Source organism: Streptomyces sp. NPDC041108, from assembly GCF_055592645.1.
The window spans coordinates 297,525-323,397 of sequence record NZ_JBVIYK010000009.1 but is presented as its reverse complement, the minus strand read 5'-3'; the positions used below and the strand labels follow the sequence as shown (position 1 = coordinate 323,397).

Here is a 25,873-nt window from a genome sequence, read left to right as displayed (position 1 = left end):
CGTCGTCCCATGGACGAGCTGGACGCGCGGGAGCAGGCGATCCTCGCCGTGGAGCGGCAGGGATGGGGCGGGCCCGGGGCCAAGGAGCGGGTCATCCGGGAGCGGCTCGGCCTCGCCCCCGTGCGGTACTACCAACTGCTCAACGCACTGCTCGACGACCCCCGCGCCCTCGCCCACGACCCGGTCACCGTCAACCGGCTGCGAAGAGTCCGAGAGGGACGCCGGGCCGAGCGATGACGGATAGGGTCGACGGCATGGGCAGCCACAAGGACGCAGAGAACCCCAAGGCCACCTTGCCGACACCCGTGACCCAGGCCGGGCGGGACGCGCTGGACGCGATCCTCGACCGCCCGAGCGGCACGGTGATCGCGCTCGACTTCGACGGCACGCTCGCCCCGATCGTCCCCGACCCCGAACAGGCCCGCGCCCACCCCGACGCGGTCGCCGCCCTCGCCGCCCTGGCCCCGAAGGTCGCCTCCGTCGCCGTGGTGACCGGCCGCCCGGCGGGTGTCGCCGTCCGCCACGGCGGCTTCGCCGGTGTCCCCGGCCTGGAACGCCTCGTCGTCCTCGGCCACTACGGCGCCGAACGCTGGGACGCCGTCACCGGCACGGTCAGCGCCCCCGCCCCGCACCCCGGTGTCGCGGCGGTCCGCGCGGAGCTGCCCGGCCTCCTGGACAGTGTCGGAGCCTGGCAGGGCACCTGGATCGAGGAGAAGGGCCGGGCGGTCGCCGTGCACACCCGCCGCGCCACCGACCCCGAAGCCGCCTTCGACGCGCTGCGCGCCCCGCTCGCCGACCTCGCCGCCCGCCACGGCCTCATCGTCGAACCCGGCCGCATGGTCCTCGAACTGCGGCCCCCGGGGATGGACAAGGGCGTCGCCCTGCGCGAGTACCTGGCGGAAACCGCCGCCGCATCCGTCCTCTACGCCGGTGACGACCTCGGTGACCTCCCCGCCTTCGCCGCCGTCGAGAAACTCCGTACCGAGGGCACGCCCGGCCTCCTGGTCTGCAGCGGCAGCACCGAGGTCAACGAACTCTCGGAGCGGGCGGACCTGGTGGTGGACGGCCCGCAGGGAGTCGTGGACCTCCTGGCGGCCGTCGCCGCGCACGCGTGACGCACGGGTGACGAGGGCGGGCCCGGGTTCTCAGCCCTCCAACGCCCTCAACTGATCCAGGAACCACTGCGTGGGGGGCAACGCGGTGGCCGCCGCGACCAGCCGCTTCCCCCGCTCCGCCCGCTCGGCCGCCGGCAGGCTCAGCGCCTCGTGCAGCGCGGCCGCCGTACCCACCACGTCGTACGGGTTCACCACCACCGCGTCGTCGCCCAGCTCCTCGAAGGCCCCGGCCTCCCGGGACAGCACCAGCACGCACCCCTCGTCGGAGACGACCGGTACCTCCTTGGCGACGAGGTTCATGCCGTCGCGGATGGGGTTCACCAGGGCCACGTCCGCGAGGCGGTACGCCGCCAGGGACCGGGCGAAGTCGTCCTTGAGGTGGAGGACGACCGGGGTCCAGTCCGGTGTCCCGTACCGCTCGTTGATGTCGTCCGCGACCCGCTCGACCTCGGCCATGTAGTCCCGGTACACCGCGAGATCCTGCCGCGACGGGTACGCGAAGGCGATGTGCACGACGCGTTCGCGCCAGGTCGGCCGGTCGTCGAGGAGCTGCCGGTAGGCGTGCAGGCCGCGCACGATGTTCTTCGACAGCTCGGTGCGGTCGACGCGGACGATCGTGCGGCGCGGGGTGCCCTCCGGGGTCGTACCGATCTGCTCCCGCAGCAGGGCGATGCGGTCGTCGACGTCCGCCTGGTGGGCGCGGGAGCGCAGGAAGTCCGCGTCGGCGCCCAGGCCGTGCACACCGATCCGGGTGCCGGACAGGCTGTCCGGGCCCAGGACGGCCCGGCAGCACGCGGTGAACGCGTCCGCCCACCGCCGGGTGAGGAACGCCGCCCGGTCGGCGCCGAGGATGCCGTCGAGCACCTGCGCGGCGATGTCGTCGGGAAGCATCCGGAAGTAGTCGACGGGTGCCCACGGGGTGTGCGAGAAGTGGCCGATCCGCAGGTCGGGGCGGAGTTCGCGCAGCATCCGGGGGACCAGGACCAGGTGGTAGTCCTGCACCAGCACGGCCGCGCCGTCCGCCGCCTCGTCGGCGAGCGCCTCGGCGAAGGCGCGGTTGTACGTCTCGTACGCCGCCCACTGCCGTCGGAACTCCGCGTCGAAGGCCGGTTCCAGCGGGGTCTGGTAGAGCATGTGGTGCACGAACCACAGCGTGGAGTTGGCCACCCCGTTGTACGCGTCGTGGTGCACGTCGGCGGGGATGTCGAGCATGCGCACGCCCCGTTCGGCGACACCGCGTCGTACGGCCTCGCGGTCGCCGTCGCCCAGGGCGGAGCACACCCAGACGGCGCCGGAGGACGGGTCGATCGCGGAGAGGCCCGACACGAGACCGCCGCCGCCGCGCTTCGCGGTGAGCGAGTCGGTCTCCTCGTCCAGCGTGTAGGTGACGGGTCCCCGGTTGGACGCGACGAGTACGTGGGCCGCGCCGTGCGTTGATGCCATACGGCTCAACCTAGCCCGGGGGTTCGGCGGTCAAACGTGCGGTTCGGCCGTATACAGGAGTGCCTGTGGGGGTGGGGGGTGCGGGTGCGTCGGCGGGTGCGGGTGCGCGGGGCTTCTCGCGCAGTTCCCCGCGCCCCTGAAAAGCCGGGGCTGCGCCCGCCGACGCACCCGTACCCGCACGACAATCACCGGCCCTGAATCACGCCGCTCTCCGCCGCGCGTACTCCGTGATGTCGACCATCGGCGGCCGCTCCTCCAGGTCCACCGAGTACGTCCGTGGCTCGAACCCCTCCCGCCCCCGCTCGAACTGCGTCAGGACCGGCCGGATCAGATGCCCGCGGGCCAGCCGGAGCTGGGCCGTGCGGTAGATCGCCGCGGACATGCGGCCCAGCGCCGCCCCGTCCTGGTGCCGGTGTTTGCGGACGCCCACGTCGACCTGGGAGAGCGCGTCGAGGCCGACCAGGTGCAGCGCGTCGACCAGCATGCCCAGCTCGACGCCGTAGCCCACCGGGAAGGGCAGCCGCTCGAGCAGCGAGCGCCGGGCCGCGTACTCGCCGCCGAGCGGCTGGACGAAGCCGGCCAGCTGGGGCCAGTGCATGTTGAGCAGGGGGCGGGCCATGAGTTCCGTCACACGGCCGCCCTGGCCGGCGGCGGACCCGAGGGGGCGGTCGTACATCGCCTTGACGAGGTCGACACCAGGGTCCGTGAGCAGCGGGCCGACGATCCCGGAGACGAAGTCGGACGAGAACTCCTTGAGGTCCGCGTCGATGAAGCAGACGATGTCGCCCGACGTCACCATCAGGGACCGCCACAGGACCTCGCCCTTGCCGGGCACGGCCGGGATGCGGGGCAGGATGTCGTCGCGGTGGACGACTCTCGCCCCGGCGGCCGCCGCGACCTGGGACGTCCGGTCGGTCGAGCCGGAGTCGACGACCACGATCTCGTCGACGAGGGGGACCTGCCGCATGAGGTCATGACGGATGATCGCGACGATGTCGCCGACCGTCTCCTCCTCGTTCAGCGCGGGCAGGACGACGCTGACCGACTGGCCGGTGGCCCGTTTCGCGGCCATGATCTTGTGGAGCGGGCGGTCGGTCATGGACCAGGAGCGGGTGCTCAGCCAGCGCTCGACTTCCTTCAGCACAGTGCGCGGCTCCTCTGCGTTCATCTCGCGGTTCGGACGGCTCTCTCAACTGTCCTGGCCTTCGGTTACAGTCTTGGACAACGCTGGTGACCATCGCATGTCGGTGCTCGTCCGCGTATACAACCAAATACCGCTCATCCAGAGGGGCAGAGGGATACGGCCCGATGAAGCCCCGGCAACCCTCCAGCCGGTCTGACCACGTCGTCGTGGTGAGGCTCCCGGCTCGGGAAGGTGCCAAATCCGTCTCACGGCGAAGTGCGCCGTGAGGAAGATGAGGAGAAAGGGCCTCGCCTCCATGGCTGCGCAGACTGTTGCAAGCACCACCGAATCCACAGTAGACCTCGGCCCCGCCGCCGCACTGAGCTGCCGCGAATGCGGTCACCGCGTCCCCCTCGGGCCGGTCTTCGCCTGCGAGGAGTGTTTCGGGCCGCTGGAGATCGCCTACGACTACTCCGCGTACGACACGGAGCAGTTGCGGAAGACGATCGAGTCCGGGCCCGCCAACATCTGGCGGTACGCGCCCCTGCTGCCCGTCCCGGCCGACGTGGCGACCAAGCCGAACATCAACCCCGGCTGGACCCAGCTCGTGAAGGCCGACAACCTGGCCGCCGCGCTCGGCGTCGACACCGGCAAGCTCTTCATCAAGGACGACTCCGGCAACCCCACGCACTCCTTCAAGGACCGCGTCGTCGCCCAGGCGCTGGAGGCGGCCCGCGCCTTCGGCTTCACCACCCTGTCCTGCTCCTCCACGGGCAACCTGGCCGGCGCCGTCGGCGCCGCCGCCGCCCGCGCCGGCTTCCGGTCCTGCGTGTTCATCCCGCACGACCTGGAGCAGGGCAAGGTCGTCATGGCCGCGGTCTACGGCGGCGAGCTCGTCGGCATCGAGGGCAACTACGACGACGTGAACCGCTTCTGCTCGGAGCTGATCGGCGACCCGGCCGGCGAGGGCTGGGGCTTCGTCAACGTCAACCTGCGGCCGTACTACGCGGAGGGCTCCAAGACCCTGGCGTACGAGATCTGCGAGCAGCTCGGCTGGCAGCTCCCCGACCAGCTGGTCGTGCCGATCGCCTCGGGGTCGCAGCTCACGAAGATCGACAAGGGTCTGCAGGAGCTGATCAAGCTCGGGCTCGTCGAGGACAAGCCGTACAAGATCTTCGGTGCGCAGGCGGAGGGCTGCTCGCCGGTGTCGGTGGCCTTCAAGGCCGGGCACGACGTGGTGCGGCCGCAGAAGCCGAACACCATCGCGAAGTCGCTGGCGATCGGCAACCCGGCGGACGGGCCGTACGTGCTCGACATCGCGCGGCGGACCGGTGGGGCCGTGGAGGACGTGACGGACGAGCAGGTCGTCGAGGCGATCAAGCTGCTCGCGCGGACCGAGGGGATCTTCGCGGAGACCGCCGGCGGGGTGACCGTCGGCGTCACGAAGAAGCTCGTCGAGGACGGCCTTCTCGACCCGACGCTGACCACGGTCGTCCTCAACACCGGTGACGGCCTCAAGACGCTGGACGCGGTGGCCGGGACCGGCCTGACCGCGACCATCCGGCCCAGCCTCGATTCGTTCCGTGAGGCCGGTCTCGCGTAAGCAGGACCCGTCAGCACGTCGTTCGGCTGCGGGTAAGCGGGGGCTTGTCGCGCAGTTCCCCGCGCCCCTTAGGTTCGCTGCACTCCCCGGAGGTTTCCCACCATGTCCGTCAACGTTCGCATCCCGACCATCCTCCGCACCTACACCGGCGGTCGGGCCGAGGTCAGTGCCGAGGGGGGCACCCTCGCCGAGGTCATCGCCGACCTGGAGAAGAACCACAACGGGATCGCCGCCCGGGTTCTGGACGATCAGGGCAAGCTGCGGCGGTTCGTGAACGTGTACGTGAACGACGACGATGTCCGGTTCGAGCAGGGGCTGGAGACGGCGACGCCGGACGGCGCCGGCGTGTCGATCATTCCCGCCGTCGCCGGTGGCTGACCCCCGGTCCGTACCGGTCGGTAGTAACCGTCGGTAACTTTGATTACCGAGCGTTCATCGAATTGCCCCCTCCGTAAGAGAAGCGGAGGGGGCAATTCTCTATGGTTGAGCACTGTAGAGTTGGGGAACCCGGTCCGATCACCGTAGTGATTCCATGCCGGACGCATATGTGATTCCGCCGCGCGCCCTATATGAAGTAGCCAAAGTGTGCAGGGCATTTGCGTGTTTCGCTCCTTTTATGGGGCCCGACTTGCCCTGAATTCGGGCGAATTGTTCGTACATTCCCGACCGGTCGTGTCCAGATTTCTCGTCCGATTGACCTGTTGCAGAGGGCAGTTGGACAGATACATTCGGCCGCGGTCGACGCGTTCCGGCGCACACCCCCAACCGTTGGGGGGTGAGGTCTGACCCGGATCCGCGAAGTGTGGATCTGTGCAAGGGCCAGTAATAGGGGAGTTAGGCATGGCTCAGGGCACCGTCAAGTGGTTCAACGCGGAGAAGGGGTACGGCTTCATCGCGGTCGACGGTGGTGCGGATGTATTCGTCCACTACAGCGCGATTCAGATGGACGGCTACCGCACCCTGGAAGAGGGCCAGCGGGTCGAGTTCGAGATCTCGCAGGGTCAGAAGGGGCCGCAGGCGGACATGGTCCGGCTCGCGGCCGGCTGAAGTACGCGCCGGGTTTCAACGCAGCGACGTTCTTCGTTCTTCGTAGGAGGGCTCGCACCCCGTTTCGGGGTGCGAGCCCTCTTGTGTGCGCGGGTCCTCTTGTGTGCGTCGCCGACGAGGCCGGGTGTCGGCTGGTCCGGTCGCCGACGAGTCCGGGTGAGGCCGCGCCGAGGGGTGCGCGTCGGGGGTCGCGCGCAGGGGCGCGGGGGGCGCGTTCACCTGCGGATCACCGAGAGGCGCTTGCACTCGACCATGCCGAGTGCTAATCATTGGCGTTAGCACTCTGAAGGTGAGAGTGACAACGAGGACCGGGTCGGCGAGGCCCGCAAGCCGGGTGGGGCAAGGAACCACGAGGCAGGCAGGCCGTCCGTCGCGGGCGCCAGCGCGGTCCGGAGCAATCCACCCCCTGTCCGGGAGGACCACTTCACATGGCCAAGATCATCGCGTTCGACGAGGAGGCACGGCGCGGCCTCGAGCGCGGCATGAACCAGCTCGCGGACGCCGTCAAGGTGACGCTCGGCCCCAAGGGCCGCAACGTCGTCCTCGAGAAGAAGTGGGGCGCCCCCACGATCACCAACGATGGTGTGTCCATCGCCAAGGAGATCGAGCTCGAGGACCCGTACGAGAAGATCGGCGCCGAGCTGGTCAAGGAAGTCGCGAAGAAGACGGACGACGTAGCCGGTGACGGCACGACGACCGCGACCGTCCTGGCCCAGGCGCTGGTCCGCGAGGGCCTGCGCAACGTGGCCGCGGGTGCCAACCCGATGGCCCTCAAGCGCGGCATCGAGAAGGCCGTCGAGGCCGTCTCCGGCGCCCTGCTGGAGCAGGCGAAGGATGTCGAGACCAAGGAGCAGATCGCTTCCACGGCCTCCATCTCCGCCGCCGACACCCAGATCGGCGAGCTCATCGCCGAGGCGATGGACAAGGTCGGCAAGGAAGGCGTCATCACCGTCGAGGAGTCCCAGACCTTCGGTCTGGAGCTGGAGCTCACCGAGGGTATGCGCTTCGACAAGGGCTACATCTCGGCGTACTTCGCCACCGACATGGAGCGTATGGAGGCCGTCCTCGACGACCCGTACATCCTGATCGCGAACTCCAAGATCGCGAACGTCAAGGACCTGCTCCCGCTCCTGGAGAAGGTCATGCAGTCGGGCAAGCCGCTGCTGATCATCGCCGAGGACGTCGAGGGCGAGGCCCTGTCGACCCTGGTCGTCAACAAGATCCGTGGCACCTTCAAGTCCGTCGCCGTCAAGGCCCCGGGCTTCGGTGACCGCCGCAAGGCGATGCTGAACGACATCGCCATCCTCACCGGCGGCGAGGTCATCTCCGAGGAGGTCGGCCTCAAGCTGGAGAACACCTCCATCGACCTGCTGGGCCGTGCCCGCAAGGTCGTCATCACCAAGGACGAGACCACGATCGTCGACGGGTCCGGCTCCTCCGAGCAGGTCCAGGGCCGGGTCAACCAGATCCGCGCCGAGATCGAGAACAGCGACTCGGACTACGACCGCGAGAAGCTCCAGGAGCGCCTGGCGAAGCTCGCGGGCGGCGTGGCCGTCATCAAGGCCGGTGCCGCGACCGAGGTCGAGCTGAAGGAGCGCAAGCACCGCATCGAGGACGCCGTTCGCAACGCGAAGGCGGCCGTCGAGGAGGGCATCGTCGCCGGTGGTGGCGTGGCCCTGCTGCAGGCCTCCTCGGTCTTCGAGAAGCTGGAGCTGACGGGTGACGAGGCGACCGGCGCCAACGCCGTGAAGCTCGCCCTGGAGGCCCCGCTCAAGCAGATCGCCGTCAACGGCGGCCTTGAGGGCGGTGTCATCGTCGAGAAGGTGCGCAACCTCCCCGTCGGTCACGGCCTGAACGCCGCGACCGGTGAGTACGTCGACATGATCGCCGAGGGCATCATCGACCCGGCGAAGGTCACGCGCTCCGCGCTGCAGAACGCGGCCTCCATCGCCGCGCTCTTCCTCACCACCGAGGCCGTCATCGCCGACAAGCCGGAGAAGTCCGCCGCGCCCGCCGGTGGCGGCATGCCGGGCGGTGACATGGACTTCTGATCGACCCCGGTCGATCACCGTCCTTCAGTACCGAGGGCGGCACTCCCTGGAAACGGGGGGTGCCGCCCTCGGGCGTGTCCGGGGTCACATCGGGGGCGGGCGCGGAGGTGGAATGCCTGGGCCGGCGCGGAGGTTGTGCGAAGGGCCGCTATATGCATGCGCATGTAATGCGGGCCACCCGTTGTTCCATCCGTTCGTCCCGAGGAGCCCTCACGTGACCACCGCCTCCACCTCCCGTGCCGCCGAGGTACTGTCCCGGCCCGTCACGATCAACGGTCTGACCGTTCCGAACCGGATCGCCATGGCGCCCATGACGCGCACGTTCTCGCCCGGCGGTGTGCCGGGGGCGGACGTGGCCGCGTACTACGGGCGGCGGGCGGCCGCGGGGGTCGGCCTGATCGTGACCGAGGGGACCTACATCGGGCACGAGACCGCCGGGGACCAGGACAACGTGCCGAGGTTCGCCGGTGAGGAGCAGCTCGCGGGGTGGGCGAAGGTCGCGGAGGCGGTGCACGCCGGGGGCGGCACGATCGTCCCGCAGCTGTGGCACATCGGGGCCGTCCGGCGGCAGGGCCAGCTCTTCCCCGACGCGCCGGTCCTCGGCCCGTCCGGTCTGCGGGTCGACGGCACCGAGGCCGAGGGCGGCCGGGCCATGACGCAGGCCGACATCGACGAGGTCATCGAGGCGTTCGCCAAGTCCGCCGCCGAGGCCGAGCGCATCGGCATGGACGGCGTCGAGCTGCACGGCGCCCACGGCTATCTGATCGACCAGTTCCTCTGGGAGCGCACCAACCGCCGTACGGACGCCTACGGCGGTGACCTCGTCGCCCGGACGAAGTTCGCGGCGGAGGTCGTGGCGGCCGTGCGGGACTCCGTGTCGGCCGGCTTCCCCGTCATCTTCCGCTACTCGCAGTGGAAGCAGGACGGATACGACGCGCGCCTCGCCCGGACGCCCGAGGAGCTGGAGGCGCTGCTGAGCCCGCTCGTGGCGGCCGGCGTCGACGCGTTCCACGCGTCCACGCGCCGCTACTGGGAGGCGGAGTTCGAGGGTTCCGCGCTGAACCTCGCGGGCTGGACGAAGAAGCTCACCGGCAAGCCCGCCATCACGGTCGGCTCCGTCGGCCTGGACGGCGAGTTCCTCAGCACGTTCGCCGGTGAGGGCGCGCCGTCGAAGGGCATCGACGACCTGCTGAACAGCCTGGAGGCCGAGGAGTTCGACCTCGTCGCCGTGGGTCGCGCGCTGCTCCAGGACCCCCAGTGGGCCGCGAAGGTCCTCGACGGCCGCTTCGACGAGCTGAAGGCGTTCCAGCCGGCGGCGCTGACCTCGCTCAGCTGAGCTTCGTGGGGGCGGGCTGACGGCTTGAGCTTCGGGGGCGTTCCGGTGGGCGTCAATTCGGTCGCCGGGGGCGGGGCGGCTGAGTAGCGTGGGGGCACTTCAGTGATCACGCTCTCCAGAAGGACGCCGCAGAACGGGAGCGGGCGAGCACGCACCACGCAGGTGCGCGGCCAAGAAGCGGGCGGCAGTGAGTTTGCCCTGCCCTTCTACCGCGCACAGGAGTGTCCCGCCATGAGTTCCGTAGCCGTACCCGCACGCGTCCCCCTCGGGCTCGGTCTGCCCGTCGACGACCCCGCCGGCCTGCTGACCTGGGCCCGGATCGCCGACACCAGCCCCTTCCGCACACTCGGACTGCTGGACCGCCTGGTCTACGACAACCCCGAGCCGCTGATCACGCTGGCCGCGCTCGCCGGGGCCACGAACCGGATCCGCGTCCAGAGCGAGGTCCTGCTCGCCCCGCACCACAACACCGCGATCCTCGCCAAGCAGACGGCCACGCTGGACCGGATCTCTGGCGGGCGCTTCACCCTCGGCATCGGCGTGGGCGGACGTGAGGACGACTGCCGGGTCGCCGGGATCGACATCCGGCGGCGCGGGCGGCGCCTCGACGAGCAGCTGGAGCAGCTGCGTCGGGCCTGGTCGGGGCAGCCGTACGCGGAGGGGGTCGGGCCGGTCGGCCCGCTGCCCGTCACTCCCGGCGGCCCCGAGGTCCTCTTCGGCGGCTTCGCCCCCGCCGCGCTCGAACGCGTCGCGCGCTGGGGCGACGGCTTCCTCGGCGCGGCGCTGCCTCCGGCGTACATGGACCGCATGTTCCGTGACGTCGAGACCGCCTGGGAGAAGCACGGGCGTTCCGGGCGCCCGAAGCTGGTGGCCCAGGTCAGCGTCGCGGTCGGGCCGCCGTCCGTGATCGCCGACGCCCGCGCCAACCTGCTCCGCTACTACGCCTTCACCGGCCGCGCGGAGTACATGGCGGAGGGGTTGCTGACCACACCGGAGGCCGTCCGGGCGGCGGTCGCCGGGTACGCCGGGATCGGGGCGGACGAGGTGATCCTGTACTGCTGGTCACCCGACCCCGATCAGGTCGGCCGCCTGAGTGAAATGCTGTTCGAACAGTAGGTGTTGGTGACGACGGTGGCGACGGACGGGGGTCCTGGTGGGTACGAGACGTGTGCGGAAGATGCTGCGGAGGATGGAGAGCGGCGATCCCGTACGGCTGGTCTTCACCATGTCGACGATGAAGGGGCTCACTCGACTCGCCCACATCGCCGAGCAGTTCGGGTACGAGTACATGGACCTGAACGTCACCAGCGACAACAAGATGGCGCTGAGCATCGTGCCCGACCCGAGCCCCGAGGGCCGGGAGCGTGCCGAGCGGAACCGGGCGCGCTGTCCCGACGCCCGGAACGGGGGTTCGTTGCCGCCCGTCGTGCCCGAAGAGATCGAACTGCTCAGGGCCCGCATGCTGTTCGACCTCGGACATCAGCACACGGACAAGGAGCGGTCGGCCATCGCGGGCATCGGTCTCAGCGGGCTGGCCTTCGGCATCGGATACGTGTTCAAGGACAGCGCCGTCGGTGTCGTCGTCGGCCTCGGCAGCTGGGCCGCGCTCATGGGTCTGATGTACGTGGGGCTCCTCGCGACCCGTCGTCGCAATGCCAAGTACACCGCCCGGCTCGAGGCCGCCGGGTTCACACCGGTGACCGACCGGGCCGGACGGCTGCGATACCTGCCGCCGGGCGGCCGGCTGCCGGGTCATGGCAACCCGTTCGCCTAGGCCCGGTCGGAAAGCCGCGGACGCCTGGCCCCGGCTGCCCGGGCAAGGTCTTCTGTGAGAAGGGGACGGCCGGCGTCGGCGCGTCGGCACTCACAATTCGCGGGCGGCCGGGGTGTTCGGGAGCCATCGTTCCAAGAATTCCCGTGTTCAGCGGAGAGTGCGGCGATAGCCTCGGCGCTGCCGTCGTCCAACGGGGAGGGGTCGGAGTATGCAAGGGCAGGACTGGATCGAACGTGCGGGAGAGCTGTTCGAAGCGGCGATGTTCGGCGGGGACACGTCCGCGCTGGACCGATCCGATGACGTGCTGGACGCGGTCGAGGCGCCGCTTTCCATGGCGCGGGGCAAGGTATTGCACGTCCGCTTTCTCGAGGACCGCCAGGAGAACAGCCAGGAACTGGCGCTGTTCAAGCGCGCGGCCGAGTTGTACGAGCGTCTGGGGGACGCGTCGGGTGAGGCGGACGCGTTGTTCTGGGTCGGCTGCTGGCACCAGGTGGTCAAGGGAGACGGCGCCACCGGCAGGCCATACTTCGAGCGGTCCTACGAGCTGGCGAAATCCGTCGACGACCGGATGACGATGTCCTACGCGATTCGCCATCTCGGCTTCGCCGACAGGGACGCAGGCCACTTCGATCAGGCCCGCGAGCGGTTGACCGAATCGGTGACACTGCGCCGGGAGATCGGCTTCAGGCCCGGGGAAGCGGCCGGCCTGGTGGCACTGGCCTACCTCGCAGCCGAAACCGGCGACCCGTCGGCGGCGTCCCACCACCTCGACGAAGCGCAGTCGGTCGCCGAGAGCTGTGGCGCCAAGACCGTCTCGGGGTGGATCGAACAAGCCCGCACGCTCATCCGTTCCTGAGGGCTGTCCCGTAACGGGGCTGGGATTACGGTGCTTCTTTTGTAGGTGGCCTGGTGGTTGCCGGGTTATCCGGCGAGGGTGAGGTTGCGCAGGCGGGCGATGCCGAGCATGGCGTAGGGAACGCCGTCACCTTTCAAGCGGCAGTCGCGGAGGATCTTCCAGGTCTTCATGCGGGCGAAGACATGCTCGACGCGGGCGCGGACGCGCTTTGTGTGAGCGGTTGTGTTCCTCCTTCCGGGCGACGAGTTCCTCGTCCTTGCGCGTGCGACGGCGGGGAATGACCAGGCCGGTGCCGCGGTGGCGGCCGTCGGCGATCGTGGTGGTCTTCCCGGCCACTGTCTGGCGCCGGACTCCTCCCATGCCTTGCAGTCGTTGCGGTTGCCCGTCACGGGCCGACCGACCGCGACGACCAGGCAGGAGTCCGCGTCGATGACGACCTGATGGTTGGTGGAGTACCGGTAGTTCTTCGACTGCTCGGCGACGCTGTGGTCGCGGGTGGGGACCAGGGTGCCGTCCACGATCAGCACGGTGTCCTTGCGGTAGCGGCGGCGCTGCTGCAGCGCCAGGCGCGGGCCGAGGTCGTTGATGATCCGGTCGGCGGCGGACTTCGAGACGCCGAACAGCGGGGCGAGCTGTCGCAGGGTCGGGTTGGTGCACCAGTAGGCGGCGACCAGCAGGGGCCCTGTCCTCCAGTGGCAGGCTCCAGGGCCGGCCGCGCCGTACCGCGTCAGCGCCCTCGCGGCGCAGCCCTGTCACCAGCTTCCGGAACGCCGTGGGCTCAGCCCGGTGAACGGGGCTGTCCAGGAAGGCTCCGACGCCGTGATCACACCAGTCACGCCAAGAGCTTCCCACGCAGCGGCGGTTGACCTCTGACCCGCTCACGGACGTCGGTGCGCCTGCCTCCTCGCATGATGACGGCGCGCGGCTGTCACCAGTAGGGCGGCACCTGCAAAGCCGACCAGGAGGGATCCCCACTCAGGCACGTGGGCTGCCCGCAGAAGGCCGGCGACACCGAAGCTTGTCTCCCACCCGGCCTCTGTGATGGCGGAACCGAACCCCTGGATGGCCAGGATGGCACCGAACAGCCAGAGCAGCCCCGGGCCTGAGCTGTTGTCCGACTTCTTGAGCTGCTTCCCCATGACGGGCGTCCTCCCCAGTGTGCGCACATCGTTTTCGATGCGGTCGCATCACATCGTGCAGTGCGGCAGGATATGATGCAAGTGCATCAGAAAGCGGGAGGAGCCGAGCGTGCCTAGGCAGGTCGACTGCGAGGACCGACGCCGACGGATCGCCGAGGCAGTCTGCACTCTGATCGCGCGTTCCGGCATGGAAGCCGTCAGCCTCCGCGACGTCGCCGCTCAGGCGGACGTGTCCATGGGCGCCGTCCAGCGGTGTTTCAGCACCAAGGAGGACATGCTGCTCTTCGCGCTGGAGCACGTCTCCCAACACGTCAGCGAACGCGCCAACCAGCGCATCGACACAGCCTCCGCTCCTCAGGCCGCATCCACTCTGCTGTCACACACCCTGGCCGAACTCGCCTTGCTGGATGAGGAATCGAAGACGCAGGCGCACGTCTGGCTGGCCTTCGTCACCCGCGCACCGGCCAACGAAAAACTGGCCGCCGTCCTGCACGACACCTATGCCAAGCTCCATGACCTCGTCGCGTGGCTCATCCGCTATGGCCAGGACACCCGGGAAATCCCACAGCACCTCGACCCCACCCGCGAGGCCCACACCCTCCTTGCTGTGGCTGATGGCCTCACGGTCCACGTCCTGGCAGGCCACCACTCTCCGGAGATGGCGCTGGCCATCCTCCAACGCCACATCGACCACCTGCTGCAAAGAGCATCCAGCCACGAATGACGCGCCCAGCCACAATGTGTCGGCACCGCACGCCTCTGACGCCACAGCCTGCTCGGGGCTGGTCAGCAGTTGCGGGACGGCCCTGAGGACCTGAGGGGAAAGGGCTGGTCACAGTCGTTCGTTGAGGGCTGCGACCAGCACTTTCGCCTCGTAGTGGACGGCGGCTTGTCGTATCGCGTGGCCACGGCGCGGTGACTGCCAAGGCGATTGATCCCGCACCCGACGGCATGCCGCTCGCGGTACCCGGTCAGCAATAGATGCTCGCTCAACAGATGCCCTGGATTAAAAGTAGAAACAGAGAGCAGCCATATGGTTGCTTGTTGGCATATGCAGGAGTAAGTCACTAAAATATTGTTGAGCGCTACGACGGAGCTAGGGGGTAATCGTGAGCAGCGACGCGACAGGTCAGATGCAGCTCGTTCTGGCAGGCGACACGGACGGCGACCAAGAAGAACTGGATGCGCTCACCCTTCAGTTGCGTGAGCAGATTCTCGAGTTGGAAGTCGATCGTGTCGAATTGGCCCGCTCGGGTTCGGCTCCAGTGGGTGCCAAGCCTGGTGAGGTGTTTGCTCTCGGTAGCCTTATTGTGACCGCGGCACCCTTTGCCCTGCGGGCCGTCTTGAGCTTGTTGGAGAAATGGATCGAACATCGCCCGGTTCGTACGGTCAGCATTTCGATCGGCGGGGACAGCCTTGAGCTGCAAGCCATCTCGTCGGCGGACCAACGGCAGATGATCGATGCCTTCGCCGCTGCCCATGGGCCAACACTGGCGCCCGCGGTGGGTTCCGGTGCCTCGTCGGATTCTGGTACCCGTAGGAGCCGGGGAGCCTGAGGTGCCGTAATGTCGCAGAGTCGGTTTGCCTTGCTCATTGCCACGGGCCGTTACGACAGCGACGACCTTCAACACCTCCGCTCGCCTGCGCGTGACGTCGAGGACCTGGCTGCGGTCCTTCGGGACCCGGGAATCGGCCGCTTCGAGGTCGGCACGGTCATCGATGGTCGACACTCCGAGGTGACCCGCGCCATCGAGGAATTCTTCCTCGACCGCAACAGAAGAGACGTCCTCTTGCTCCATATTTCGTGCCACGGCCTCAAGAACGACAGGGGGGAACTGTATTTCGCCGCCCGGGATACCGTGCGGAAGCTGCCCTCTTCTACGGCCGTCTCCTCCGATTTCCTGCGGACGCACATGCGCGACTGCCGTGCCAAGTCGATCGTGATACTCCTCGACTGCTGCTACAGCGGTGCCTTCCTTTCAGGCGCCAAAGGGGACACGGCAGTGCATGTCAACGAGGAACTGGCCGGGCACGGGCGGGCAGTCATTACAGCAACCACCCGCACCGAGTATGCCTGGGAGGGTAAGCACCTCAACGAGCTGGAACCTCAGCCCTCGCGCTTCACGGGCGCGATCATCGAGGGGCTTCGGTCGGGTGCGGCGGACAGCAACCGGGACGGCCAGGTGAGCGTGCAGGAGCTGTACGACTACGTCTACGAACAGATCCTCGCCGATCAGCTCAATCAGCGCCCGCAGATGTCGGCTGAGGTTGAGCGCCAGATCGTAGTCGCCTACACAAACCTGAACGCCAGTACGGAAAGGCAAGAGCCGACTTCTCTCGGCGACCGGTTCGAGCTGGGCCGGCTGCTCGGCCATGGTGGCATGACGGAGGTCTACGTTGCGCGTGACACCCGTCTCGGCCGCACCGTAGTGGTGAAAAAGCTGCGAGCGGACCTCGCACGCGACCCAGCTTTCGAGGCCAGGTTCCGCCGGGAGGCCCAGTCGACCGCGTCGCTCAACGATCCCGCGATCGTTACGGTCTACGACACGGGCGAGGACTACATCGACGGGGTCCGAATCCCGTACATCATCATGGAATACCTCGACGGGTGGACGCTCTCTGAGCTCCTCCAACGTGGTCAAAGGCTGCTGCCGGAGCGAGCGCTGGAGATGACCATCGGCATCCTCCAGGCCCTGCACCACTCGCACCAGGCAGGCATCATCCACCGCGACATCAAGCCGGCCAACGTCATGCTGACGCGCAACAACCGTGTCAAAGTGATGGACTTCGGCATCGCCCGCGCCGTAGGCGACTCCGGTATGACGATGACGCAGACGTCCGCGGTCATCGGCACCGCCCAGTACCTCTCCCCGGAGCAGGCCAAGGGCGAGCAGGTGGACGCCCGTTCCGACCTGTACTCGACGGGCTGTCTGCTCTATGAGCTGCTGACGGTCCGCCCGCCGTTCATCGGTGACTCCCCCGTGGCGGTCGCCTATCAGCACGTGCGGGAGGAGCCCCAGCCGCCGAGCGTCTTCGACCCGGAGATCACGCCGGAGATGGACGCCATAGTCTTGAAGGCACTGGCCAAGAACCCGAACCGCCGCTACCAGTCTGCCGACGAGATGCGCATGGACATCGAGGCATGCCTCGACGGCCAGCCGGTCGCGGCCATGACGCAGTTGGACTCGTTGGGCGATGACGGCTACCCCCATGACCAGACGAACACGGGCCTGCGAGCCTATTCCGAGCCCTCCCCCGAAGGCCCGTCCCCGGTTGCCACCGCAGAAGTGCCGTTCTCACCCTTCTGGTTCGCCGTGCCCGAACCCCGCCCTCTCCTGTCCGAGACGAACAAGGGGAGGATAGGCAGATTGGAACCAGGTCAGTGGTACTTGGCTCTGGAGTGGCGCGGCTCTGCCCTGCTTGTCCATCAGGAGGGGCTCCGAGGTCTCCTTGCGGACACTTCCGGGATCCAGCGCGCCGATGAGTCTGCGACTTGGACAGCACCGTCGGGCGACTCCTTCTGGTCCCGTCTTGCCGACGCTTTCCACGGGCGGGACACTGCAGCGTCGGCCGTCCCCCCGGACAGAGTTCCGTAGGGAGGGTCTCGTCCGAGTGCCCGTCAGTTCCGCCCCCTTCACGAGTAGCCGCTCACTTAGCGCCGCTTCAGGTCTTCGACGAACGCGGACCACACCTCGGCCCGGAACACGAGCGCCGGGCCGAGGGGGGTCTTCGAGTCCCGCACGGGGATGTGGGTGGGGTGGCCTTCGGCGACTTCGAGGCAGTTGCCGCCGCTGCCTTCGCTGTAGCTCGACTTGTGCCACGTAGCCGTGCTCAGGGCCTGCTCAGGGATGTTCCTCATGTGCGTAATCCTGAGCCATCGCTTCGAGCATGGCTAGGGACCTCTCCGGCGAGAGCGAGACGGCGGTGAGGAACTCGTGGGTGCGTCGCTGGAACCGGACCGTGGCCGGGTCGTCCTCCAGTCGTCCGGAGCCGACCCCCTCGAAGTAGAGGAGCGTGGGGGCGTCCGCGAAGTCCATCAGCTTGATGGAGCCTTCCATCGACGCGTGGGCTCCCGCGTCGAACGGCAGTACCTGCACGATGATCCGGTTCCGGCCGGCAAGGTCGGTGATGTGGCGCAGTGCCTCCGCCATCACCGCTCGCCCGCCTGTCACGCGACGCACGACCGCCTCGTCCAGCACGGTCCAAAACAACGGGTTTGTTTCACGTTCGAGGATGTGGGCCCGCTCCATCCGATGGGCCACTTTCTCTTCGATCACCTCGTCCGACGCCGTGGGCCGATACGCGCGGAAGACGGCCCGTGCGTACGCGGGTGTCTGTAGGAGGCCGGGGATCAGCAGGGGCTCGTACTGCCGGATCTCCGTAGCTGCCGCCTCTGCCTCGACTGCCTCCGTGAAGTGCTCCGTGTACTGGGACTTGGCCACCGCCATGCAATTCCGGCTGAAGAAGTCGCCCGTGTCGAGGGCGACATCGATGAGGCGGGCGATCTCCGGTTTCAGGCGCCGCGTCGCCGCTTCCAACTGACCCACGAACGTGCCGCTCAGGAAGAGCTGTTGGCCCAGCTCCTCCTGGCTGAGTCCGGCCTTCTCCCGGGCGTGCCGCAACTCCGCCCCCAGCAGCGCCCGGGGTGATGACGACGGGTCCAGATCCTTCGGTCCGGGCATGGCCACAGCTCCCTGTCCAGCAGAATCCCTGTTGGGGCGTCGTATCTGGCCAGGCTAGAGCCCTTTCGGACACGCTGTGTCGTGAATCGGCAACCCAGCGTGGAGGGCGTGGACGTGAAGAACAGAGCGGCAGCGAAGAGGCGCAGCCCGGTGCGGACGACCGAGGAGGCCGTGGTGCAGCTCGACCAGGCGTTGCGCGGCGTCGGGATCGTCCTGCCGTCGCTGCGGGTCGACCCCATCACCGGCGCCAGCGAACTGCCCTATCCGCTCGTCGAGTTGGGCTGCTGCAATCTGCAGGTCGCCGCCGACCTGGCCGCCGTTCTGCGCGACGCGGCGGAGACGTGACGGCGTCGGCGCGGTCGTACGCCGTGGACGTACGGGACGGCCGGCTCGGCGAGGTGATGGGCCGGGAGGGCGGCTACGTGCAGTTGCGGCCGGTCGGGGGCGGACGGGAGTGGGACTGCCCGCCGGACACGCTCCGCGAGGCGGCCCCGGGGGAGGTGCTGCGGGCCCGGGTGCGGCAGGTCAACGAGGAGGGGCGGCTGCCGTGTTGAGCGCTTGGTGACACTTGGAGGGAAGCTGCCCCTTTTGCGGAGCGGGCGTGCCAGGCTGGACGGTCATGGAACGAGGGCGGGGGACGACTGTGCGGCGAGGGATGCTCGGGCTGGTGTGTCTGGCCGGGTTGGTGTGCGGGTGCGGCGGCTCGGGCGGTGGCCCGGGGGGTGACGCGAAGGCGGGGTCGGACCGGCCGCGCACCGCGGCCCCGGCTTCCCCCTCGGGTTCCGCGGGCGGGGGCCGGGCGTACGTGACGTTCACGTCCGCCGAGCCGGTCGGCCCGGAGACGCTGGAACGGGCGGCCGGGCTGATGCGGGACCGGGTGAAGGCCGCCAAGCTGACGGATGTCGAGGTGACGGTCGAGGAGAAGCGGCAGATCACGGTGGCCGGGCCGGCCGAGAGCCAGGGGTCGCTGAAGGCGCTGGGGGCGCCGGCCGAGCTGGCGTTCCGGCCGGTGCTGAGCCAGCTGCCGACGGAGGACAAGGGTACGTGCCGGGCGGACGTGGAGGCGTCCCCGTCGCAGCCGCTGACCGCGTGCGGGGAGCAGCAGGACATGCTCTCCACGTACGAACTCGGCCCGGTCGCCGTGCCCGGCACGGATGTGTCCGACGCGGCGGCGGACGTCGACGCGGCACGTGGGGGCGGCTGGTTCGTGACGCTGGAGTTCACCGCGGCGGGCGCGAAGAAGTTCGCCGACGTCACGGGCCGGCTGGCCCAGCAGACGTCGCCGCAGAACCAGTTCGCCATCGTCCTCGACGGTGAGGTCGTCTCCGCCCCCGCCGTGAGCACCGCGATCACCGGCGGCACAGCCGAGATCTCCGGGAACTTCACCCCGCAGGAGGCGGAGGAACTGGCGGCCAACCTGGACACGGGAGCCCTCCCCGTACGCCTGAGGGTGTCCTCCGTGACGACGCTGCCGGCCGGGGTCGGCTAGTGCCGAGCGGCTGCTACTCTCCGAGGCCGACGAAGGGGGCAGCTCGTGGCCAAGGTCAACATCAGTCTCGACGCCGAACTGGTGGTGGAGGTGATGGTCCTGGCGGGGGTCGGATCGCCTCAGGACGCCGTCGAGGCGGTCGTGCGTGACTACATCGCCCGGGGGCACCGCACCGAGGCCCTCACCGGGCTCAAGGAGCAGGGCCTGCGCGACGTCGACGTCAAACCGCAGGAGCCTCAGGGCTGACCTCGGTGCCCGCGCCTACGGTCGTTCGAAGTGCTGGAGGATGCCGCCGACGGAGAAGCAGAGGGCGCCGGTGAGGGTGCCCCAGTTGGCGATGTCGGCGTTGATCAGGCTGCCGGTGGCCGGGCGGGTGTAGGCGGCGAACGCCGAGACCATGAAGAGGACGGAGCCGAGCTGGTTCACGGCGACGATCCACCAGCCCAGGTCGCGCGGCAGCAGGCGCGGTCGGCCGTGACAGATCTCCACGAGGGCGAGGTGTCCGGAGACCAGGAAGAGCACGCAGCCGATCATGTCGGGCGTCCAGATCAGACGGTTGACCTGTTGCGCGGTCAGACCCTGCAGGAAGGAGTCGAGCAGGTTGACGCCGAAGACCAGGGTGCCGGCGAACAGGATGAACGTGCTCAGCCAGTCGGCCCGAGCTGGCTCGTAGCTCCACCATCGCCAGCGCCGGGTGACCAGGACGCCTTCGCCCCCTGGCACATGGCGAGGCGCGTTGATCACCTGGAGCAGGGACACATAACCGCCGATGTTGAAGCACAGGCCGCCGCCGAAGTAGATCGACGCGGCGGTGGTGGCGTCGCCCGAGCCGAACTGGGCGACGGCGGCACCCGCGGCGAACAGCGCTCCGCCGAGGACGAAGACGGTGGCGGCGATCGCGTTGAGCCTGCGCAGCCGGGCGACGGCGGTGTCGTCGGCGCGGGCGTGCTGGGCGGCGGCAGCTCCGGTCGGGTGGACGGTGATGAGTCCCCGGCGCCGGGCGAGCCGCGACTCCCAGACCGCGGTACCGCCGCCGGGCGGCTGCCAGGTGAGCCGTGTCGTGAACGGTCCGGCGCCCTCGGCGCGCTGTCCGGGCTGTCTCATCGAGGACCGTCTGCCGCTGCGCCCATGGCATCTCCCCAGGTCACTGAGGTCGGGCGCCGTCGACCACGGTCCCTGAACCCCCGTCGACTCTGCCAGACCTGAGGGGAGGCGGCCCGGTGTCGGAGCGGGCGTTGGTCCGATCAGCGGATGCCGGGCAGCGGCTGGTGATCAGCACGCTCCCGCTCGTCGCGTGGAGCGCCCGGTCCGGCGCCCCCACGGCTGGTCGTCCTGCGGGGCACCCGCTCAGACGTTCCCCATCGGCTCGATGTCCATCCGGACCGGCTCGCCCCAGATACGGGTCACGTCGTAGTCCGTGAACTCCTGGACCAGGCGGTACGCGATCGCCGGACGGGGGCCGCGGCGCTGCGCGGCGAGAAACAGCTCGGCCTCGCGGCGGTCGCGGCGGGGGGTGCCGCAGAGCTGCCAGACCTGGCCGTTCCACGCCTCGGGGAGCCAGCGCTGCTGCGGCTCGGGGCGGTCGTCCCGTACGCCGTAGCGCGAGGGCGCCTGGGCGGTGGGGCCGGTGGGACGGGGAGGGCCGTAGCTGTCGTTCAGCTGGGTGCGGCGGGCGGTGCGGCGGCGGGTCTCGCAGAGGAGGCAGAGGTCGGGGGCCTCCTCGTCGACCGGGCCGTTCGGATGCTCGGCGCAGCGTGTCGTCGGCTTGGCCGACGTGACCGTCTCGTCCAGCAGCTCCAGGGCGCGCTTGATGTCCTCCTTCACCTCGTGCAGCCGGGCGTCCGGCGTGTCGGCGTTCAGCGCGTCGCCGTGCTCGCCGAGGAGGCGCAGGGCGCGGCCGAGGGCGGTGAGCTGGGCGTGGTTCACGGGCTCGGTCCTTCCCTGGGGGAGTGGGCATGGGGCATGCGGGACATCAGCGATCCCCACCACCGTGCCACACACCACTGACAGCGACTCCGGGGCCCGGCCGCGCCGGGGGTGCCCCATCCGTGTCCGCAGGTCAGCCCGTCGTCATCGCCGCCGCCAGGGCCGCCCGCAGATGTCCGCCGGTCTCCGTCAGCAGGCGGGTCGCCGTCGCCGCGTCCACGCCGCTCAGGATGGTGAGGATGGCGTGCTTCACCTGGCCGTTCGTGGCGGTCAGGGCCGTCTCGATCTCGGCGTCCGTCGCGCCCGTGGCGAGGGCGACGATGCGGTGCGAGCGGGCGCGGAGCTTGTCGTTGGTGGCGCGGACGTCGACCATGAGGTTCCCGTAGGTCTTGCCGAGGCGGATCATGGTGATCGTCGAGAGCATGTTGAGGACCAGCTTCTGGGCCGTGCCCGCCTTGAGGCGGGTCGAGCCGGTGACCAGCTCGGGCCCGGCGACGATCTCGATGCCGTGGTCGGCCGCCGCGGCGAGTGCGCTGGCCGCGTTGCAGGACAGGCCGATCGTGAGCGCGCCGGCCGCGCGCGCGTGCTCCACCGCGCCCACCGCGTACGGCGTGCGACCGGAGGCGGAGACACCGACCACCGTGTCGTCGGGCGTCAGCCCGAGCGCGTCGAGGTCGGTCCGGGCCAGCTCCGCCGAGTCCTCCGCCCCCTCGATCGAGGTGACCACGGCCTCCCGGCCGCCCGCGATCAGGCCCACGACGCGCGAGGGCGCGGTGTTGAACGTCGGCGGGCACTCGGACGCGTCGAGGACACCCAGCCGCCCGGCCGTACCCGCTCCCGCGTAGACGAGCCGGCCGCCCCGAGCCATCCGCTCCGCGATCGCGTCGATGGCCGCCGCGATCAGCGGCAGCTGTGCGGCGACCGCCGTCGGCACGGTCGCGTCCTCGGCGTTCATCAGCTTCGCGATGTCGAGCGTCGGCAGCTGATCGATGTCGGCCAGCTCCGGCCGGAACGCCTCGGTCGTCAGCGACTCCAACTCGGCGCGTACGGCGAGGTGGTTGGCGAGGGCCTCGGCGGTGGTGTCGGCCGTGGTGTCGGAGGAGGCGGGAGGAGGGGTGGGGGGCATGGCGGCTCATTCCGTACGGGCGGTGCGGTGGTACGGCGGTGCGCGAAATGTTTCGGGGCGGCGGCCGGGGGCGGTGGGCTGTGGGCGGCGGGGCGTAGGTCTGGCGGTGCGCTGGTGCTTGGTGCTTGGTGCCTTCGTGCGGATGTGCGTGGTGTGCGGACGTGCGTGGTGGGTGCCTCGACGCGAGAGCGGGGGCTGGTCGCCGGGCCCCTATCGCGACGGGCCCCCGGTGCGGTGCCGGTGCGCCAACGCCTCGTACGACGCCGACAGCGCGGGTGCCGCCGACTCGTACGTCCGCTGTGCCACCCCGACGAACAGGCAGTCCACCACCAGCAGCTGACTCGTCCGGGACGACATCGCGGCCGGTCTCAGCTCGCTCTCCCGGGCCGTGGACGTCGTCAGGACGTGGTCGGCGTACTGGGAGACCGGTCCGTCCGGCCGCCCGGTGATCGCTATCGTCGTCGCCCCGTGGTCGAAGGCGACCCGCAGCGGTTCGATGACGTCGCCCGTCGAGCCGGAGTGGGTGATCGCCACGGCCACGTCCTTCGCCCGGAGCTGCACCGCGTTGGTGACGGCGAGGTGCGGGTCGCTGTGCGCGTGGGCTATCAGTCCAATGCGGAGCAACTTCTGCGTGAGGTCCTGGGCGACGAGCCCGGACGCGCCGACGCCGTAGATGTCGATACGGCGGGCCCCGGCGAGCGCTCCGACCGCCGCGCCGAGCTGGCCCATGTCGAGTCCGGCGGCCGTGTCCGCGAGGGTCTGCTGCTCGTCGTAGGCGAGCTTGGCGACCACGTCGGGCAGCGGGTCGTCCACCGCGATGTCGGCCGTGACCGAGGGGGCGCGGCCCGACTGCTGGTGGGCGGCGAGGCCGGCGAGGGCGAGGCGCAGGTCGCGGTAGCCGGGGTAGCCGAGGAGGCGGGCCGTGCGGACGACCGTCGCCTCGCTGGTGCCGGTCAGCTCGGCGAGACCGGTGACCGTGAGGGCGGCGCAGGCCGCCGGGTCGTTCGCGACGGCCTCCGCGACGCGCTGCATGGAACGGGTCATGGACGGGGCCAGCGTCCGCACCTTCGCCGCGAGGGCGGCGGGGGCGGGTGGTGCGGACGACGTGGTGGGGGAGCCGCTCCGCCCCTCGGCGGGGCGGCTCGCGGCCTGGCCCGCCGTGGCTGCGAAAATTTCCTTCACGTCATCACTCACATAATGAAAGATATTTTCTGTCCGGCCCTGTGGTCAAGGGCCGCACAATGGATGCATGAGCCCCAGCAGTGACCCCGTGAGCCCCCTTGAGCAGGCGCTGCACGCGGCCCGCGCCCTCGTTCTCGCCGATCTGGCGGCCGGGAGGGTCGCCGAGGCCGATGTCGTGTCCATGGTGGAGGAATCGGTCGTACAGCGCCGCTGGTGGGTCGAGCAGTGGCCGGACGGTGTGCCGTACGTCGCCGGGCTCGTCGCCCAGGACGTCCAGGACGCCCTGCTCGAACGGTACGGCCGCTGGCCCCTCTGCCCCGTCTGCGAGGACGGCGACCCGCACGCGCTCGACGTGGAACCGGAGCTGGGACCCGACCCACGGTGGGTGTGCCACCAGGCGGGAGTGCGGGTCGCGGCGGTGGGGGCGCTGGGGACGGCGTTCGCAGGGGAGCCCGGGGAGGGGCCCGGAGAAGGGTCCGGAGAGGGGTTCGGAAAGGGGTTCGGAAAGGGGCCTTCCTCGTGAGCCTCTACATCGATCCGCCGACCTGGCCGGGGCACGGGCGCATGTGGTCCCACCTCGTGAGCGACGCGTCCTTCGACGAACTGCACGCCTTCGCACGGCGGTTGGACATCCCCGAGCGCGCCTTCGAGCGCGACCACTACGACATCCCGTCCCACCGCTACGAGGAGGTCGTGCGGGCGGGGGCCGTGCAGGTGGGCTCGAAGGAACTGCTGCGCAGGCTGACGGACGCGGGACTGCGCAGACCGAAGCGGCGGGGTGCCACGACGGCCTGAGCGGTCCCGGCCCGAGCGGGTCGGACCTGTGTGAGTCGGACCCGTGCGGGTCGGACCCGGCGGGTGTCAGGTGCCGAGGCGGAGTTCGTACGCGAACTGCGTCCCGTGCTCGCCGTCGCCCCAGTCGTCGCTGACTTTCTCGAAGCCGGCCCGGGAGACGACTCCCTGGGAAGCCGTGTTGGTCTTCTCGACGACCGCGAACAGCGTCCGCACGTCCCCCTGCTCCCGGGCCCGTTCCCGCGCCCAGCCGGTCAGTCCGCGCAGCGCCTCGGTCATGTAGCCGCGCCCGCGCGCCCCCTCGACCAGGTCGTAGCCGACCTCGACACGGCCCTCCTCGTCCGGTGCGCCGTGGTAGCCGAGCGCGCCGACGGCCAGCCCGTCCTCCTTGCGCACGAGCACGAACATGCCCCACTCCGGCCGGTGCACCCCCGCCTCGTACCCCTGGAACGCCAGCCCCGCCCCGACGCGCGTCCCGTCGATGGGCCCGCCCACGATCCAGTCGAAGCCCCCGGTGCCGCCCTCGGCGAGATCGGCCGCGGCGGCCGGGTGGACTCCCTGGAGGACGATCCGCCCGGCGTCGATGTGCAGCGGATTGCGCCACTGCCACTCCGTGACGGTCGCGCGCCCCGGCAGCTCGCCCCGGCCGGTGGCCCACAGCAGCGTCGCCCAGGGGTCGTCACCGGGCCTGACGTGCGGGAAGAGGCGCGCGAGTACGGACTCGCACAGCCCGACGGGCGGCAGGTGCGCGGACGCGGGCAGCCCGAGGCCCTCGGCGATGTCGTACGTGTGCAGCAGCACCTCGGCGACCCCCATCGCCGCGAAGCCCTCACGGTCAGCCGCGCGGAACGGATACGGGTGGAAGGCGCGGACCGAGCGGGGAGTGGCGGCGATGGTGGCGGCCAGCAGCACGCCGGCCGTCCGGATCACCTCCAGCACGTCGGCGTTGTTCTCGGACTCCGACATGTCGACCTCGAACGGCACCCAGCGCGTCGTCGGCCGCCCCGCCAGTTGTCCGGCGTACTCGATCAGATCCGTCGCGATGTGGTCGGCCGTCCCTCGGCAGCTCCACTCCAGCCGGCCGGCCTTCACGCCCTCCCAGTCCCGGTCGACCACCGTCCCCAGCACCGCCAGACAGTGTTCGACGGCTTCCCCTACCTGATCCCCACCCATTGGTCGCATGGCGGCG

At 69.8% G+C, this 25,873-nt stretch carries 29 protein-coding genes, 3 pseudogenes and 1 riboswitch; of the genes and pseudogenes, 20 read left to right on the top strand and 12 right to left on the bottom strand.

What is annotated here, in order from left to right:
* The first annotated feature begins 9 nt into the window (after positions 1-9).
* Together ACZ6BB_RS26225 and otsB are read left to right on the top strand one after the other, a co-directional pair.
* Positions 10-237 carry a DUF3263 domain-containing protein gene (locus tag ACZ6BB_RS26225; RefSeq protein WP_059080344.1) on the top strand — a complete coding sequence of 76 codons (228 nt, stop codon included), beginning with the start codon at positions 10-12 and terminating at the stop codon, positions 235-237.
* Positions 238-254: 17 nt separating this feature from the next.
* Positions 255-1,115 carry a trehalose-phosphatase gene (gene otsB, locus ACZ6BB_RS26220; RefSeq protein WP_471617599.1) on the top strand — a complete coding sequence of 287 codons (861 nt, stop codon included), beginning with the start codon at positions 255-257 and terminating at the stop codon, positions 1,113-1,115.
* Positions 1,116-1,145: 30 nt separating this feature from the next.
* Here the strand turns inward: otsB and ACZ6BB_RS26215 are convergent, their stop codons facing one another.
* Both ACZ6BB_RS26215 and ACZ6BB_RS26210 read right to left on the bottom strand, forming a co-directional pair.
* A complete protein-coding gene (locus tag ACZ6BB_RS26215) occupies positions 1,146-2,558 on the bottom strand; it encodes an alpha,alpha-trehalose-phosphate synthase (UDP-forming) (protein ID WP_471617598.1) in 1,413 nt (470 codons plus the stop codon).
* Positions 2,559-2,757: 199 nt separating this feature from the next.
* Positions 2,758-3,702 carry a glucosyl-3-phosphoglycerate synthase gene (locus ACZ6BB_RS26210; RefSeq protein WP_471617597.1) on the bottom strand — a complete coding sequence of 315 codons (945 nt, stop codon included), beginning with the start codon at positions 3,700-3,702 and terminating at the stop codon, positions 2,758-2,760.
* Positions 3,703-3,833: 131 nt separating this feature from the next.
* A riboswitch (SAM riboswitch) is annotated at positions 3,834-3,980 on the top strand.
* A gap of 17 nt (positions 3,981-3,997) precedes the next feature.
* Here ACZ6BB_RS26210 and thrC point away from each other — a divergent pair.
* The 8 genes from thrC to ACZ6BB_RS26170 all read left to right on the top strand — a co-directional run bounded on the left by thrC (position 3,998) and on the right by ACZ6BB_RS26170 (position 12,348).
* Positions 3,998-5,284 carry a threonine synthase gene (gene thrC, locus ACZ6BB_RS26205; protein WP_471617596.1) on the top strand — a complete coding sequence of 429 codons (1,287 nt, stop codon included), beginning with the start codon at positions 3,998-4,000 and terminating at the stop codon, positions 5,282-5,284.
* Positions 5,285-5,386: 102 nt separating this feature from the next.
* Positions 5,387-5,662, top strand: a complete 276-nt coding sequence (locus ACZ6BB_RS26200) for a MoaD/ThiS family protein (protein WP_471617595.1) — start codon at positions 5,387-5,389, stop codon at positions 5,660-5,662.
* Between the two features lie 462 nt (positions 5,663-6,124).
* The gene (locus ACZ6BB_RS26195; RefSeq protein WP_005486335.1) at positions 6,125-6,331 is read left to right on the top strand and encodes a cold-shock protein; all 207 of its coding nucleotides are present in this window, start codon (positions 6,125-6,127) and stop codon (positions 6,329-6,331) included.
* A gap of 428 nt (positions 6,332-6,759) precedes the next feature.
* Positions 6,760-8,382: a chaperonin GroEL gene (gene groL / locus ACZ6BB_RS26190; RefSeq protein ID WP_471617594.1), complete on the top strand. Its 1,623-nt coding sequence runs from the start codon at positions 6,760-6,762 to the stop codon at positions 8,380-8,382.
* A 214-nt stretch (positions 8,383-8,596) separates the two neighbouring features.
* Positions 8,597-9,718 (top strand): NADH:flavin oxidoreductase, encoded by a 1,122-nt coding sequence (locus ACZ6BB_RS26185; protein WP_471617593.1) that lies wholly within the window; start codon positions 8,597-8,599, stop codon positions 9,716-9,718.
* Between the two features lie 231 nt (positions 9,719-9,949).
* Positions 9,950-10,834, top strand: a complete 885-nt coding sequence (locus tag ACZ6BB_RS26180; protein WP_471617592.1) for an LLM class flavin-dependent oxidoreductase — start codon at positions 9,950-9,952, stop codon at positions 10,832-10,834.
* A gap of 73 nt (positions 10,835-10,907) precedes the next feature.
* Entirely contained in the window at positions 10,908-11,492 is a 585-nt protein-coding gene (locus ACZ6BB_RS26175) for a hypothetical protein (protein ID WP_471617591.1), read from the top strand.
* 208 nt (positions 11,493-11,700) lie between these two features.
* Positions 11,701-12,348, top strand: a complete 648-nt coding sequence (locus tag ACZ6BB_RS26170) for a tetratricopeptide repeat protein (protein WP_471617590.1) — start codon at positions 11,701-11,703, stop codon at positions 12,346-12,348.
* A gap of 65 nt (positions 12,349-12,413) precedes the next feature.
* Here ACZ6BB_RS26170 and ACZ6BB_RS26165 read toward each other — a convergent pair whose 3' ends face one another.
* The 3 genes and pseudogenes from ACZ6BB_RS26165 to ACZ6BB_RS26155 all read right to left on the bottom strand — a co-directional run bounded on the left by ACZ6BB_RS26165 (position 12,414) and on the right by ACZ6BB_RS26155 (position 13,487).
* Positions 12,414-12,875 carry a transposase gene (locus ACZ6BB_RS26165; protein WP_471617589.1) on the bottom strand — a complete coding sequence of 154 codons (462 nt, stop codon included), beginning with the start codon at positions 12,873-12,875 and terminating at the stop codon, positions 12,414-12,416.
* Positions 12,876-12,920: 45 nt separating this feature from the next.
* Positions 12,921-13,022: pseudogene (locus tag ACZ6BB_RS26160) on the bottom strand (transposase family protein); the annotation flags it as partial.
* A gap of 204 nt (positions 13,023-13,226) precedes the next feature.
* Positions 13,227-13,487: a hypothetical protein gene (locus tag ACZ6BB_RS26155; protein ID WP_471617588.1), complete on the bottom strand. Its 261-nt coding sequence runs from the start codon at positions 13,485-13,487 to the stop codon at positions 13,227-13,229.
* 109 nt (positions 13,488-13,596) lie between these two features.
* Here ACZ6BB_RS26155 and ACZ6BB_RS26150 point away from each other — a divergent pair, with 109 nt between their 5' ends.
* The 4 genes and pseudogenes from ACZ6BB_RS26150 to pknB form a co-directional block, all read left to right on the top strand.
* Positions 13,597-14,211, top strand: a complete 615-nt coding sequence (locus ACZ6BB_RS26150; RefSeq protein WP_471617587.1) for a TetR/AcrR family transcriptional regulator — start codon at positions 13,597-13,599, stop codon at positions 14,209-14,211.
* 385 nt (positions 14,212-14,596) lie between these two features.
* Entirely contained in the window at positions 14,597-15,043 is a 447-nt protein-coding gene (locus ACZ6BB_RS26145; RefSeq protein ID WP_471617586.1) for a hypothetical protein, read from the top strand.
* A 9-nt stretch (positions 15,044-15,052) separates the two neighbouring features.
* A pseudogene (locus ACZ6BB_RS26140) lies at positions 15,053-15,745 on the top strand (caspase family protein); the annotation flags it as partial.
* A gap of 42 nt (positions 15,746-15,787) precedes the next feature.
* Positions 15,788-16,724, top strand: a pseudogene (pknB, locus tag ACZ6BB_RS26135) (Stk1 family PASTA domain-containing Ser/Thr kinase); the annotation flags it as partial.
* A 415-nt stretch (positions 16,725-17,139) separates the two neighbouring features.
* On the opposite strand, the gene ACZ6BB_RS26130 reads toward pknB, so the two are convergent.
* Positions 17,140-17,346: a DUF397 domain-containing protein gene (locus ACZ6BB_RS26130; RefSeq protein WP_471617585.1), complete on the bottom strand. Its 207-nt coding sequence runs from the start codon at positions 17,344-17,346 to the stop codon at positions 17,140-17,142.
* On the bottom strand, positions 17,330-18,169 hold the full coding sequence (locus ACZ6BB_RS26125; protein WP_471617584.1) for a helix-turn-helix domain-containing protein: 840 nt from the start codon (positions 18,167-18,169) through the stop codon (positions 17,330-17,332). The genes ACZ6BB_RS26130 and ACZ6BB_RS26125 overlap by 17 nt, the downstream gene beginning before the upstream one ends.
* Before the next feature lie 114 nt (positions 18,170-18,283).
* On the opposite strand from ACZ6BB_RS26125, the gene ACZ6BB_RS26120 reads away from it, so the two are divergent.
* The 4 genes from ACZ6BB_RS26120 (at position 18,284) to ACZ6BB_RS26105 (ending at position 19,904) form a co-directional block, all read left to right on the top strand.
* A complete protein-coding gene (locus ACZ6BB_RS26120) occupies positions 18,284-18,514 on the top strand; it encodes a hypothetical protein (RefSeq protein ID WP_471617583.1) in 231 nt (76 codons plus the stop codon).
* The gene (locus ACZ6BB_RS26115; protein ID WP_046918003.1) at positions 18,511-18,723 is read left to right on the top strand and encodes a hypothetical protein; all 213 of its coding nucleotides are present in this window, start codon (positions 18,511-18,513) and stop codon (positions 18,721-18,723) included. The genes ACZ6BB_RS26120 and ACZ6BB_RS26115 overlap by 4 nt, the downstream gene beginning before the upstream one ends.
* A gap of 251 nt (positions 18,724-18,974) precedes the next feature.
* On the top strand, positions 18,975-19,658 hold the full coding sequence (locus tag ACZ6BB_RS26110) for a SecDF P1 head subdomain-containing protein (RefSeq protein WP_471617582.1): 684 nt from the start codon (positions 18,975-18,977) through the stop codon (positions 19,656-19,658).
* 45 nt (positions 19,659-19,703) lie between these two features.
* Positions 19,704-19,904, top strand: coding sequence for a type II toxin-antitoxin system VapB family antitoxin (locus ACZ6BB_RS26105; protein ID WP_471617581.1), 201 nt, complete (start codon positions 19,704-19,706; stop codon positions 19,902-19,904).
* A 15-nt stretch (positions 19,905-19,919) separates the two neighbouring features.
* Here ACZ6BB_RS26105 and ACZ6BB_RS26100 read toward each other — a convergent pair whose 3' ends face one another.
* The 4 genes from ACZ6BB_RS26100 to ACZ6BB_RS26085 all read right to left on the bottom strand — a co-directional run bounded on the left by ACZ6BB_RS26100 (position 19,920) and on the right by ACZ6BB_RS26085 (position 23,904).
* Positions 19,920-20,762, bottom strand: a complete 843-nt coding sequence (locus ACZ6BB_RS26100; protein ID WP_471617580.1) for a hypothetical protein — start codon at positions 20,760-20,762, stop codon at positions 19,920-19,922.
* A gap of 243 nt (positions 20,763-21,005) precedes the next feature.
* A complete protein-coding gene (locus tag ACZ6BB_RS26095; protein ID WP_471617579.1) occupies positions 21,006-21,584 on the bottom strand; it encodes a hypothetical protein in 579 nt (192 codons plus the stop codon).
* 133 nt (positions 21,585-21,717) lie between these two features.
* Positions 21,718-22,710 carry an N-acetylmuramic acid 6-phosphate etherase gene (gene murQ, locus ACZ6BB_RS26090; RefSeq protein WP_471617578.1) on the bottom strand — a complete coding sequence of 331 codons (993 nt, stop codon included), beginning with the start codon at positions 22,708-22,710 and terminating at the stop codon, positions 21,718-21,720.
* Between the two features lie 210 nt (positions 22,711-22,920).
* Positions 22,921-23,904: a MurR/RpiR family transcriptional regulator gene (locus ACZ6BB_RS26085; RefSeq protein WP_471617577.1), complete on the bottom strand. Its 984-nt coding sequence runs from the start codon at positions 23,902-23,904 to the stop codon at positions 22,921-22,923.
* Positions 23,905-23,959: 55 nt separating this feature from the next.
* Here ACZ6BB_RS26085 and ACZ6BB_RS26080 point away from each other — a divergent pair, with 55 nt between their 5' ends.
* Together ACZ6BB_RS26080 and ACZ6BB_RS26075 are read left to right on the top strand one after the other, a co-directional pair.
* Positions 23,960-24,415 (top strand): hypothetical protein, encoded by a 456-nt coding sequence (locus ACZ6BB_RS26080; protein WP_471617576.1) that lies wholly within the window; start codon positions 23,960-23,962, stop codon positions 24,413-24,415.
* Positions 24,412-24,687, top strand: a complete 276-nt coding sequence (locus tag ACZ6BB_RS26075; RefSeq protein WP_471617575.1) for a DUF4031 domain-containing protein — start codon at positions 24,412-24,414, stop codon at positions 24,685-24,687. Before ACZ6BB_RS26080 ends, ACZ6BB_RS26075 begins: the two co-directional genes overlap by 4 nt.
* Positions 24,688-24,753: 66 nt before the next feature.
* Here the strand turns inward: ACZ6BB_RS26075 and ACZ6BB_RS26070 are convergent, their stop codons facing one another.
* On the bottom strand, positions 24,754-25,857 hold the full coding sequence (locus tag ACZ6BB_RS26070; RefSeq protein ID WP_471617642.1) for a GNAT family N-acetyltransferase: 1,104 nt from the start codon (positions 25,855-25,857) through the stop codon (positions 24,754-24,756).
* Positions 25,858-25,873 lie beyond the last annotated feature (16 nt).